Genomic DNA, 11,969 nt, shown 5'->3' with positions numbered 1-11,969 from the left:
CGGCGCCGGTCCGCAGGGTCGTCTCGTCATTCAGCCATGCACTCATGGCGTCATGTCTACCGGCCGTGACGCTCCTGTTCCGCAGAGTTGCCGAAAACCGGACGCGGCGTGGGCAGACGGGGTATCTTGCCCGACGGCATATGCCAGGGGTGTACCCGCAGTGACGGACGGTCGTGCGGAGTCCGCGCCTTTCGCACGGGGCACCCGGGACCTGACTTCTCCGGAGACGCCCGGGTCAGGACGTGGGGTCGTTGAGCAGGGACCGGCCGAACTCGATCATCTTCTTGGCGTAGTCCTCGGTCCACTCCGCGCGCTCGGCTATCTCCGCGGCCGTCAGCCGGTCGAACCGGCGCGGATCGGCGAGCTGAGCGGCGGCCAGGGCCTGGAACTCCACGGCCCGGTCGGTCGCCGCCCGGAAGGCGAGCGTCAGCTCCGTCGCACGGGCCAGCAGCTCCTTCGGGTCCTCCATCGACTCCAGGTCGAAGAAGTGCTCCGGATCGGCTGCCGCCGCCGACGGCTCGAAGAGCAGCGGCGCCGGACGCAGCCTCTGCCGCTCGTTCCGCTCGGGTTGTGCCATGTGAGGTTCCCTCCTCGTGCGGCCGGACGGCCACCTTCCATTGTCCAGCCCGGCGTGGTGACCTCACCCGCGGTCGTCAGCGAGTGAGGTCGTAGGAGCGCTGCCCAGGATCAGGGCGCCCAATGCACGCGATGCTCCGCGAGGTGGGCCAGGACCGCGTGGTTCGCCTCCCAGCCGTCGGGGAACTTGACCGTCACACCCAGCTGGACGGGCTCCGTCGACGGGTGTTCGTCCAGCAGGTCAGCGACCCCCTCGCGGCACACCACGACGCACGCGTGCCGGTGCCGTGAGGCCAGGACGCACAGGCGGCCCGTCTCCAGATGGAACGCCGTGGCGTCCGGGCGGCCCGACAGCGGATGCAGGACCACCGTCACATCGAACTCACGGCCCTGGAGCCGGTTCGCCGTGTCCACCGCCACGCCCGTCACACCCAGCTCCGCGAGCGCCGCCCGCACCGCCGCCGCCTGGTCGCGGTGTGCCGTGCCGACCGCGACCCGGTCCGCCGTCACCGGGACCGGGCCGGGGCCGCGCTCGCTCGTCGCGGCGCCACCCCGGTCCAGCAGCCTGCGGACCACCAGGGCCACCGCCCGCACCGCCTCCGGGTCGGTGCGCGGGGTGTGCCGGGCCGGGAGCTCCAGCAGCCCCCAGCCGGACTCCGCCGCCTCGTCCAGCACCCGGTCCGGGCCCGAACCGTCCGAGGGCACGCCGAACGACAGCCGCCGGTCGCCGTGGTCGGTGCCGCTGCGGAACGGCGTGTACGGGTAGAACGCCTGCGAGACCAGCGGCGCCGCCGAGGCGGGCAGCCGCCACGACACCGGCAGCCTGTGCTGCGGCAGCTCCGGATTGTGCGCGAGGAGAGTCGAGACGGCGCTCGCCGACGGGTCGTAGGAGAGCCCCGCCCACTGGTCGGCGCCCACGATCGAGAACGGGTCCAGCTGCCCCGGGTCCCCGACGAACAGCGCCCGCTCGAACAGCCCGGCCACGGCCAGCAGGGCGTCCGACCGCATCTGGTACGCCTCGTCGACGATCGCGTGGCCCCACGGCTCGACGTTCTTCACGTGGGCCCACTTGGCGGCCGTGGAGATGACGATGTCCAGGCCCGCCAGATCCGCGGCCTTCGCCGACTTCCGTACGTTGTCCAGGCCGTCCAGGACCTTGTCGTACGGATCGGAGTCGCTGCTGTGCAGCCGGCCCACCGGCAGCCCGGGAGCCTTCTCGGCCAGCCGGACCACCAGGTCGTCCACCTGGGCGTTGGTCTGCGCGACCACCATCAGCGGGCGGCCCGCCGAAGCCAGCTCCAGCGCTGCACGCACCACCAGCGTCGACTTGCCCGCGCCCGGCGGCGAGTCCACGACGATGCCGCGCGCCGTACCGCGCAGGGTGTCTTCGAGGATCGCGTCGGTCGCCCGCGCCGCTGCGGTGCCCGGGTCGGTAACGGCTGTCACAGGATGTCCTCCGCGGTCACGGGATCGGGCTGCTCGGCCGGTCCACCACCGGCCACGGCGGCACCCGGCGGGCCGCCGTGGGTCCACGGGGTGTCCTCCGGATCGGGCAGCTTCGGACCGCCCCGCTGGTCGTGCTCGAACAGCGTCCAGGCGATCCTGTCGCCGGGCTCGGGCACCGAACCGGGCGCGGGCTCCTTGCTCCGCCCCATCCGGTCCGTGATCCGCAGGACCAGGTGGACGGTGTCGCCGGGCTCCGCGTGCGCGGACCCGGCCGCGTACCGCACGAACTCCGCGGTCTGCGGTCTGCCGTCCAGCGAGCGGTACACCTTGGTCCGCTCACCCAGATGCGGGCGCTCGTCGGTCCGCACCGTGACCAGGGGGCGCGGCGAGGGCCGCTTCGACTCGCTGTACGCCATCTCCACCTCCGTCACCTCCCCGAGGAACGCCTCGCCCGCCAGCCTGCGGCCCGCCAGCACCAGCGGGTCGTCGAGCGCCTCCTGGGCCTCCAGCTGGGCCTGGGCCGTCTCCCGCGAGGCCAGCTTCTGCGCGGCCGTCACCGCGTCGTCCCGGCGCGGCTGCGGGGGCTCGCCCGCCCGCACCCGGTCCCGGTGCCCGGTGAAGGACCAGCGGTCCCTGGTCCAGCGGTCCTCGGCCCTGGCCCCCTCCGGGAGCTCCCGCAGCAGGTCGAGCCCCCGCCACACGGCGTCCCAGGTGGGGAGCATGACCGCCGCGAGGAGCGATCTGATCTCCCGCTCGGCGTCGCTCAGCTCGCCCAGCCGGGTGTCGGCGTCGAGGCCGTCCTCCGCCGCGGCCAGCGCCGTGCGCGCCCGGTCGTACCGCTCGATCGCGGGCGCCAGCAGCCTGTTGTCGAACGCGGGATCCGTCGCCGGTCCGGCCGGCGGGCAGACCAGCTGACCCGCACGGTCCCGCTCCAGCTCCGCCCGGAGCGCCGCCACCGCACCGGACTCGCCGTCCGGCGGGTCGACCCAGGCGAGGAGCGCGCCGAGGTGCTGGTCCTCCAGGCTGCTCTGCCCCGTCGCCCAGTGCCGGTTCAGCAGGTCCGTCGCGGCGAGCAGCAGGGAGGACCCCGGCACCCTGGCCCGCTCCCCGTAGTGCGTCAGCCAGCGGCCGAGCAGCGGCACTCGGGCGGGAGCCGGATAGGGGGTGTCCGGGTCGTCCTCGGCGGTACGCCGGAAGCGCATGGACCGCCCGAGCAGCCGTACGAAGTCGATGCCGGCCCTGCCCGGCACGATCAGCTGCGCGGCGTCCGAGCACAGCTCGACCTCGACCTTGACCTTCTTCCCGGTCTCGGGATCCACCTCGGTGCGCTCGGCCGGCTCGACGGCGTCGGCGTACGCCTCGATGTGCGGCAGCACCGCCTCGGCCAGCTCGGCGAGGAACGCGAACCGCAGATCGCGGTCGCGCGGCTGGGCCACCACCAGCAGCCGGGGCGCAGCACGGTCCGTGCCCACGAGCGCGCCGAGCGGGGCGCCGGCCTCACCGGCGGTCGTCAGCGGCACCAGCACGAGCGGACTGCCGGTCAGATGGCGGTGGCGCACGGTGGCCAGCGGCTGTGCCCGACCGCTGTCGACCGCCTCCAGCCGGGCCAGGGTGCTGATCAGTGACATGGGACACCGCCGCTCACACCGGCCAGGGCCTCGGCCCGCAGAGCGGCCGCCCTGCGCAGGGCGGCCACCGTCGGATCGGCGGGGTCGCCCTCCTTGCCGGCCGCCGCGGCCAGCACTCCGGCGACCGTCGTCAGACCTCCGAGCTCGCCCCGCACACTGCGGCCCAGCGACTCCACCGCGCCCTCGGCGCGGGACTTCGCCCGGCAGTGGAAGGCCAGCTCGCACGCGGCCAGACACTCGGGGGCGTACGCCGCGGGGACCGCCTCGACGGCGGTGCCGAGCGCCTCGGGGGAGCAGCCGGGGTCGAAGGTCGTGCCCTCGGGCAGGGCGGCCGCGATGTCCTCGACCCGGGTCAGCCTGGTCAGCTGGCGGTCGGTGACGGCGCGCTGTTTGCGCACGTCCACGACCGATGCGGTCGGCAGGTTGGAGAAGTCCTTCGGGCAGACCAGCAGCACCCGGTGTCCGACCCGGGCGCCCTCGGTCACCGCGGCGATCCGCTCCAGTGCCAGGACGTAGACGGCGGACTGGCGGGCCGCCGCGCCCACCTTCGAGGCGTCCGCCGAACCGTCGACCATGGGGAAGGACTTGATCTCGACGACCGTCCAGGTGCCGTCGGGGTGGACCACCACGGCGTCCGGCTCCAGGTAGGCGGGCGATCCCGCGACCTCCAGGGCCAGCATCGGATGGTCGAGCAGCGCCCAGCCGCCCGCCGCCGTGGCCTCGCGCAGCGCCAGCGCCGTACGCGCGGCGCGGCCCTCGGGGCCGGCTGCCGTCAGATCCGGCACCACGGCCGCGGCCGGCGCCTCGGTGCCGCCGCCGAGCCGCTCGACGAGGAGGCGCAGCAGCTCCGTGCCGCCGTCGGCCTTGACCTTCGCCTCGAAGGCGTTGCCCCGGACGAAGGCGAACTGGGACTGGCCGAACGCCGCGGGGGAGCCGAGTGCGGTGGCCAGCACGGCCTTGTCCACACCCGCACCGTCGAGCAGGGCGCGCCGCTTGCATCCCGGGTTGGCGGCGAGCGCCGCCAGCGCCCGTGCGTCGAGCGGGTGCGGCGCGACCGACGGGCCGCGCAGCTCAGCGAGCCGCTGCCGGAGCGTCCTCACCGGCTTCGGCTGCTGAACGGGTGCTCGCGTCGCTGGGATGTGCGGAGGCGGTCCGCCGGCCGGGTATTCGCTCACCCGGGGAAGTCTTGCATCCGTCACTGACAAAGGTGGATCCCGTGGGGGTGACGCTTGCGGGCATCCGTGCGAACACCGCCCTCGTACGGTCCTTGACGCGGTCGGCGAGCCGCAGAGACGGCCTGGTCAGGAGCGCGCCCGCGGCCATCACGGCGGCGCCGGCCACGGCGTCCAGGAAATAGTGGTTCGCCGTGCCCATCACGACGAGCACGGTGATCAGCGGATAGGCGACGCCCGCCGCCCGGACGAGCGGGTGCCGCCCGTGGCGCCACAGCAGGACGCCGCACCACACCGCCCAGCCGACGTGCAGGCTCGGCATCGCCGCGTACTGGTTGGTCATCCCGCTGAGGCCGCGCGGGGCGCTCGCGCCCGCGCCCCACCAGCCGTACGCGCTGTACTGCGCCATCGTGTCGACGAAACCGTGGTGGGCGTCGAGCAGCCGGGGCGGGCAGGTGGGCATCAGCGCGAAGCCGGCCAGCCCGAGGAGGGTGGAGGTCATCAGCCAGGTACGGGCTGCCCGGTAGGCGGCGGAACGGCGCCGGAAGATCCAGATCAGAACGGCCGGTGTGACCAGGTAGTGCAGGGAGGCGTAGGCGAAGTCGGCGGGTATGCCGAGCGTGGGGCGGGCCGTCAGCAGCCGGTTGAGCGGGTGCTCGGCGTTGAGGTGCAGCGCCTTCTCCAGGCGGAGTATCGCGAGACCGTTCTCGACCGCCGCCGGTATGTTCTCGTGGACCAGCAGCCGCCCCGTCGCGTAGAGCCCGTACACCACCGCTATCAGCGGAAGTTCAGTCCACCAGCGGGGCCGGTGACCGGATGACGGTGTCGCGGCGGTGGCGTGCGGCATCCGGCAGCTCTCCCCAGTGTTCATGCGGTCGACGGCGGGCGTTCAACCGAAAGGCGGTCGTATGCCCTGGTTCCCCCTGAGGGCCCGCCCACGCGGACGCCCCCCTGGTCATGCGCTGGGAGGGACGCGGGCACCGCCCCGCAGGTTGCCTGTGAGGCAGGTGGGAGATGATGGAGCAGGGCTTCCGCACGCACCGGTCTCCCGGCCGGCTGCCCGCGCTCGCCGTCCCGTATCGCTGTCCCGGACACCGCTGTCCCGGACCCACCAGATCCTAGGGTCCCCGGATCTTCGGATCTTCGTATTTTCAGGGAGAGCCGTCATGGCACCGCGAATCCTGCTCGCCCGGCACGGTCAGACGCAGTGGTCGGTCCAGGGCAATCACACCGGCAGGACCGACATCCCCCTTCTCGACACCGGCCGTGAGGGCGCCAAGCTGCTCGGGGAACGGCTGCACCGGGAGCCCTGGGGCGGCCTGCCCGGCGTCGAGGTGCGGACCAGCCCCCTCGTCCGGGCCTCCGAGACCTGCGCACTCGCCGGTTTCGGCGAGCGGGCCCAGCCGTGGGACGCGCTGATGGAGTGGGACTACGGGGATTACGAGGGGCTGACCCCGGCGCAGATCAAGGCGGACCGGCCGGACTGGCTCATCTGGCGCGACGGGGTCCCCGGCGGTGAGACCCTCGCCGGACTCACGGCACGGGCCGACGAGGTCGTCGCGTGGGCGCGTTCCGCCGACCGCGATGTGCTGGTCTTCGCCCACGGCCACATCCTGCGGGCGCTGGGGGCGCGGTGGCTGGGCGAGGACGTGTCGTTCGCCGCCCGGATCCGCCTGGAGCCGACGTCGCTGTCGGTGCTGGGCTGGGCCTACGGCCTTCCCGCGCTGGAACGCTGGAACGACACGGGCCACCTGGACCGCTAGCGTCCCCCGGCCGGGCGCGGGCGGGCCGAAGAGGCCGGCCCGCGCCTCACGCCCCCGGCGGCAGCTCCTCGTACCGGCTCAGGAGGGCCGTGACCTCCTGGCCCCCGTGCGGCCGGAGCACCCGTACGGCGCTCGCCAGCATCCCGCGGATCCGGGCGGACTGGACCCGGTCCAGCAGGTCCAGCACCTGGTGGCCCGCCGCCGCGGCCTCGTCGGCCGCGCCCGCCTGCGCCAGGTCGCCGGCGAGCTGCGCGCGGTAGAGCGCGAGGTTCCGGGTGAAGTGCGGATCCTGCAGCCGGGTCGCCTGCCGGGCATGCCGTGCCGCACGCGGCCAGTCGCCCAGTGCCGACCAGCACTGCGCCTCCAGCAGCTCCAGCTCCGCCTCCCGGAAGAAGGACATCCACTCCGGGTCCGCATCGCACGGCCCGTGGCCGAACGCCGTGTGCGCCCGCCCGATCGCCTGCTCGCAGCCCGCGCGGTCACCGAGCCACGCCCGGGCGCCTGCCTCGCGCAGCGTCAGCAGGGCCAGCAGCCGCGGTGAGCCGAGCGGCCGGGCCGCCCGCTGCCCGGCCTCCGCCGCACGGACCGCCTCGCGGGCCCGCCCCGCGTCGCGGGCCAGGAACGACGCGTTGCAGAAGGCATGTGCCTCCAGCGCGGCGTCCCCGGCCAGCCGGGCCGTCGCGAGTGCCTCCGCGTAATGGGAGCGTGCGTCGTCGAAGCGCCCCGAGTCGTGGGCCAGCCAGCCCACCGAGATCGCCAGCTCACCGGCGCCCGCGTGCAGCCGGTCCGATGTGCTGCGCCGCGTCGCCCTGCCCGAATCGAGCAGGGCGTACGCGGCCCGGAGCGGCTGGGAGGCCTGCCTGTAGAGGCCGTCCGCGCCGTGCCGGTCGTCCAGCAACCGGATCCGGCGCACCGCCATCTCCACGGCGCTCACCTCGGCCTCGCCGACACGGCGTTGCGCGGGGACGGCGAGCGGGCTCGCGGCGGCGGACCGGCCGCCCAGGCCCAGGGACGCGGCCGCCACTGTGGCGGTACCGCTGGTCATGAACACGCGACGCAGCACGTCGCTCTCCTCGTGGATGTCGCTGTGGAGCGTGGGGGGTGTGGTGGGCGGAGGTGCGGGTGCCCTGCGGGCTGCCCGGCCGCGCACGCTCTCGCGGGCCGGGAAGCCCAGGTCCGCGAGGCTCGCCCCGGGGAACATGTGCAGGAACACCCGTTCGTACGCGTAGTTGGGACAACGGATCTCGCCGGACTCCACGCGGCCGATGTACCGGGCGTCGCACGCGACCTGTTCACCGATCTCGCGCGCGGCCCGGCGGACCGCGGCCGCGAACTCTCCCGCGGAGCGCTGTCCGCGCAGCCGACGGAAAGCGAGGTTGGGAACTGCCGGTGTCGACACCATGGCGGGGCCCTCTCTGGTGCGGCCGGGCGCCTGCTTCCGGTGTCCCGGCGGAGCAAGAACGTACCTGCTGTGACGAGACACACACGCAGCGTTTGCCAATAAAGCAGGACATCTCACCCGTGATCCGCCATGAACTGCCACCCTTTGCGGCGGCGTGCCGCCGTAGCCCTTGACGCCGTCGGCGCGTTGGTCCATGAGGAGACGGGGCGCGGCCCCGGCTCGTCGAGACGAGAGGAGGGTTCCCTTGCCTCACATCGGCCCGGAAACCACACCGTGCGACCTGGTTACCGTCCCGGCGCGTCAGGGCCTGGAGGCCGTGGACATCCTGCGCAGGGCGGCGGAGAACGAACCCGTGGGCCCGGTCGTGCACGACGGGGCCTGTGCCGTCCTCGGCTTCCTGGTGCCTCCCGGCACGGCGGATGCGTGGGACGTGCCCGGCAGTGCCTGTACGCGGACGGACGGGCGCGGGCTGCGCATTCCCGAGGAGCCGCCCGTCATCGGGGGAGGCTGGCTCCTCCCGCCCGTCGCGGAGGCCCCGGTCACCGACCCGGCCGTTCTCCGGGCGGCCCTCGACCAGGCGGCCAGGCTCATCGAGGCGGCCGACAACTGCCGCTGAGGTCATAATGGCCGGGTGGCGGATCTCCCGCCCCAGCCGGTCCTCCCAGGTGGCCGGCCCGAACCGGTGAGCGAGGACGAGCGCGCGTGGCACGTCGAGAAGCGGCCCGGGGCGCGAACGACCGCAGGAGGTCCGAGCGCCGGCAGGACCCCGTCTCCGCGACGGTGGACGGCGGCCTCGCCGAGCTCGTGCCCGACCGTGAACGGCCGCGCGCCTGGACGCTGCTGCTGGACGGCGCCCCGCAGTCGCACGTCGACCTGGACGACCCCACGTACCTCTCGTTCGCCTACCAGCGCAGGCTCGGCCACGTCATCGACCTCGCCGCGCCGGCGGGCCGGCCCCTCCAGGCCGTCCACCTCGGCGGCGGGGCCTTCACGCTCGCCCGGTACATCGCCGCGAGCCGCCCCCGTTCCACCCAGCAGATCGTGGAGATCGACGCGCCCCTCGTCCAGCTGGTGCGGCGGGAGCTGCCGCTGGACCCGCAGGCCCGGATACGGGTCCGCTCGGTGGACGCCCGCGCCGGGCTCGGCAGGATCCAGGACGGCTGGGCGGACCTCGTCATCGCGGACGTCTTCGGCGGGGCCCGTACCCCCGCGCACCTCACCTCCGCCGAATTCCTCACCGAGGTGCGCCGGGTGCTGAAGCCGGGCGGCCAGTACGCGGCCAACCTCGCCGACGGCCCGCCGCTCGCCCACCTGCGCGGTCAGGTCGCCACGGCCGCGTCCCTCTTCCCCGAGCTGGCCCTGGCCGCGGACCCGGCCGTCTGGCGGGGCCGCCGTTTCGGCAACGCGGTCCTGGTCGCCTCCGACCTGCCGGTCGCGGTCGCCGAACTGACCCGGCGGGTGGCGGGCGACCCGCACCCGGGCCGCGTCGAACACGGCCGTGCGCTGGCCGACTTCACGGGTGGCGCCGCCGTCGTCACCGACGCCGGTGCCAAGCCGTCCCCGGCCCCGCCGCCCGGCACCTTCTCGTAGGGCTCCCGCAGGGGCCGCACCGGGCCCCGGCGCCTGCACCTGAACGGTTACCGATCCACCGTCTCCACCATCGGCGGATGCCCGTTCCAGGTGCAGAAGACGGAGACCGTCGCACCCGCACCGTCGCTGAAGTCCACCCGGATCCACTGCGGTTCGGTCCACACCTGCATCGACCAGTCCGGCTCCGGCGTCGCCGAGACCAGCTTCGCCGAGCCGGCCGCCAGCTCCAGGACGACCCTCCCGCCACGCGTCGGGTAACTCTTCACCTCACCCGGGGCCGCCGGCGTCCTCGAGGGCTCCGCCGGACTCGCGGCCGGCGGCCGGGAGTCCGGCCGCCGTGAGGTCCGGGGGGAGGGCGTGGGGGCGGAGGTGGTGGCCTTCCCTGAGGCCGACGCCGATGGCGAGGGCGAGGGCAGGGCCCGGTGCGTCGAGGACGACACCGGCTCGTCCGTCGTCCGCCCGCCCCGCGCCCCCACCGATATCGGCACGGCGCGCGGAGGATCGTAGGCCGTCCCCGACATGACCGTGTGCACGCCCCACCACGACAGGGTGACCGCCGCACCCGTGGCGAACGACCACGCGATCGCGTGTACGAGTCCTCGTTGCATCGGGCACATCCTGCACCACCCGCACCGGCGCTGTCCTGGACGGGACCCGGTCACTTCGGATGGGCTACGGTGCGGCGCATGCCTAGTGTGCTCGTGGTCGAGGACGACCAGTTCGTACGTTCCGCCCTCATCCGGCACCTGACCGAGGCCTCGCACACGGTGCGGAGTGTCGGCACCGCGCTCGAAGCGCTGCGCGAGGTCGCCCACTTCCGCTTCGACGTCGTCGTCCTCGATCTCGGGCTGCCCGACCTCGACGGCGCCGAGGCACTGAAGATGCTGCGCTCCATCACCGACGTACCCGTGATCATCGCGACCGCGCGTGACGACGAGGCAGAGATCGTCAGGCTGCTCAACGACGGAGCCGACGACTACCTCACCAAGCCGTTCTCCGTGGAACACCTCTCCGCCCGCATGGCTGCCGTCCTGCGCCGTACCCGAGGAGCCGGCGCCCAGGTCCCGCCCCCGCGCGTCCTCCAGGTCGGAGGGCTCTCCATCGACCCGCTGCGCCGTCAGGCCGATCTGGACGGTGCGGCGCTGGACCTGACCCGCCGTGAATTCGACCTGCTGGCCTTCCTCGCGGGCCGCCCCGGTGTCGTCGTCCCACGCCGTGAGCTGCTGGCCGAGGTCTGGAAGCAGTCCTACGGGGACGACCAGACCATCGACGTCCATCTCTCCTGGCTCCGCCGCAAGCTGGGCGAGACGGCGGCCCGGCCGCGCTATCTGCACACACTGCGCGGAGTAGGCGTCAAACTCGAACCACCCGCCAGCGCCCCGGGGCAGCCCGCATGAGATGGGCGCTGGTCAAGGTCTGCCTGGCCGTCACCGCCATGGTCGTGATCGCGTTCGCCGTGCCCCTCGGACTCGTCGTCAAGGAGATGGCACGCGACCGCGCCTTCTCCGACGCCGAGCGGCAGGCCGCCACCATAGGCCCCACCCTCACCATCACCACCGACCGCGAAGAGCTGACCCGGGCCGTCCTGTCCACCGAGCCCGGCGGCCGGGGACGCCTCGCCGTCCATGTCCCCGCCGCCGAACCGGACGGCGCACGCCTGGAGATCGGCACCCGGCGCGCCACCCGCGAGGACCTGGAGACCGTCAGCACGTCGGGGCGCGCCTCCATCACCGAGGTGCCCGGAGGCTCCGCGCTGCTCCAGCCCACCGCGCTCGGCTCCGGAGGCATCGCGGTCGTCGAGGTGTTCGTGCCCGAGGGCGAGGTCTCCAACGGCGTCGGCACCGCCTGGCTGGTGCTCGCCGGTGTCGGCGTCGCCCTGATCGCCGGTTCGGTGGCCGTGGCCGACCGGCTCGGCATACGGATGGTGGAGCCCGCACAGCGGCTGGCAGGCGCCGCCCAGGACCTGGGGGAGGGGCGGCTGGGAACCAGGGTCCCCGAGGAGGGGCCCACCGAACTCCGTTCAGCGGCAGTCGCGTTCAACTCCATGGCCGACCAGGTGGTCCAGCTCCTCGCCAACGAACGCGAACTGGCCGCCGACCTCTCGCACCGGCTCCGCACCCCGCTGACCGTGCTCCGGCTCAACGCCGCCTCGCTGGGTGAGGGGCCGGCCGCGGAGCAGACCAGGGCCGCCGTCGAACAGCTGGAGCACGAGGTCGACACGATCATCCGTACGGCCCGCGAGCAGCGTCCGCAGACCCAGGGCGGACAGATGGGACCGGGCGCCGGGTGCGACGCGTCCGAGGTCATCCGGGAACGCATGGGGTTCTGGTCGGCGCTGGCCGAGGACGAGGGGCGCACCGTGCGGTCCACACCCGCCAGCCGCACGGTGCGC

At 74.0% G+C, this 11,969-nt stretch carries 12 protein-coding genes; 5 read left to right on the top strand and 7 right to left on the bottom strand.

What is annotated here, in order from left to right:
* Positions 1–235: 235 nt before the first annotated feature.
* From BFF76_RS29220 to BFF76_RS29200, 5 genes are all read right to left on the bottom strand, one after another.
* Positions 236–577 carry a hypothetical protein gene (locus BFF76_RS29220; RefSeq protein WP_053928669.1) on the bottom strand — a complete coding sequence of 114 codons (342 nt, stop codon included), beginning with the start codon at positions 575–577 and terminating at the stop codon, positions 236–238.
* A 110-nt stretch (positions 578–687) separates the two neighbouring features.
* The gene (locus BFF76_RS29215; protein WP_053928668.1) at positions 688–2,022 is read right to left on the bottom strand and encodes an AAA domain-containing protein; all 1,335 of its coding nucleotides are present in this window, start codon (positions 2,020–2,022) and stop codon (positions 688–690) included.
* On the bottom strand, positions 2,019–3,650 hold the full coding sequence (locus BFF76_RS29210; protein WP_031092275.1) for a hypothetical protein: 1,632 nt from the start codon (positions 3,648–3,650) through the stop codon (positions 2,019–2,021). The genes BFF76_RS29215 and BFF76_RS29210 overlap by 4 nt, the downstream gene beginning before the upstream one ends.
* Positions 3,641–4,825 carry a hypothetical protein gene (locus tag BFF76_RS29205; RefSeq protein ID WP_053928666.1) on the bottom strand — a complete coding sequence of 395 codons (1,185 nt, stop codon included), beginning with the start codon at positions 4,823–4,825 and terminating at the stop codon, positions 3,641–3,643. The genes BFF76_RS29210 and BFF76_RS29205 overlap by 10 nt, the downstream gene beginning before the upstream one ends.
* Positions 4,722–5,669 carry a phosphatase PAP2 family protein gene (locus tag BFF76_RS29200; protein WP_053928665.1) on the bottom strand — a complete coding sequence of 316 codons (948 nt, stop codon included), beginning with the start codon at positions 5,667–5,669 and terminating at the stop codon, positions 4,722–4,724. Before BFF76_RS29200 ends, BFF76_RS29205 begins: the two co-directional genes overlap by 104 nt.
* Positions 5,670–5,988: 319 nt before the next feature.
* Between BFF76_RS29200 and BFF76_RS29195 the strand changes: the two genes are divergently transcribed.
* Positions 5,989–6,585 carry a histidine phosphatase family protein gene (locus BFF76_RS29195; RefSeq protein WP_031092265.1) on the top strand — a complete coding sequence of 199 codons (597 nt, stop codon included), beginning with the start codon at positions 5,989–5,991 and terminating at the stop codon, positions 6,583–6,585.
* 46 nt (positions 6,586–6,631) lie between these two features.
* Here the strand turns inward: BFF76_RS29195 and BFF76_RS29190 are convergent, their stop codons facing one another.
* Positions 6,632–7,987, bottom strand: a complete 1,356-nt coding sequence (locus BFF76_RS29190; protein WP_065849425.1) for an NsdA family TPR-like regulatory protein — start codon at positions 7,985–7,987, stop codon at positions 6,632–6,634.
* A 244-nt stretch (positions 7,988–8,231) separates the two neighbouring features.
* Between BFF76_RS29190 and BFF76_RS29185 the strand changes: the two genes are divergently transcribed.
* On the top strand, positions 8,232–8,603 hold the full coding sequence (locus BFF76_RS29185) for a hypothetical protein (RefSeq protein WP_065849424.1): 372 nt from the start codon (positions 8,232–8,234) through the stop codon (positions 8,601–8,603).
* A gap of 86 nt (positions 8,604–8,689) precedes the next feature.
* The gene (locus BFF76_RS29180; protein WP_065849423.1) at positions 8,690–9,577 is read left to right on the top strand and encodes a spermidine synthase; all 888 of its coding nucleotides are present in this window, start codon (positions 8,690–8,692) and stop codon (positions 9,575–9,577) included.
* Between the two features lie 47 nt (positions 9,578–9,624).
* Here the strand turns inward: BFF76_RS29180 and BFF76_RS29175 are convergent, their stop codons facing one another.
* Complete coding sequence (locus BFF76_RS29175) at positions 9,625–10,185, bottom strand: hypothetical protein (RefSeq protein WP_065849422.1); 561 nt, start codon at positions 10,183–10,185, stop codon at positions 9,625–9,627.
* Positions 10,186–10,263: 78 nt separating this feature from the next.
* Here BFF76_RS29175 and BFF76_RS29170 point away from each other — a divergent pair, with 78 nt between their 5' ends.
* Both BFF76_RS29170 and BFF76_RS29165 read left to right on the top strand, forming a co-directional pair.
* Positions 10,264–10,974 (top strand): response regulator transcription factor, encoded by a 711-nt coding sequence (locus BFF76_RS29170; protein WP_031092257.1) that lies wholly within the window; start codon positions 10,264–10,266, stop codon positions 10,972–10,974.
* The coding region (locus BFF76_RS29165) for a HAMP domain-containing protein (protein WP_065849421.1) at positions 10,971–11,969 on the top strand (999 nt) is incomplete at its 3' end. The genes BFF76_RS29170 and BFF76_RS29165, both read left to right, overlap by 4 nt.

Origin of the sequence: Streptomyces mutomycini (assembly GCF_001700505.1) — a bacterium.
GTDB classification, from domain to species: Bacteria; Actinomycetota; Actinomycetes; order Streptomycetales; family Streptomycetaceae; genus Streptomyces; species Streptomyces mutomycini.
Note: the sequence above shows the minus strand (reverse complement) of the source record. Positions and strands in the feature narration are given on the sequence as shown.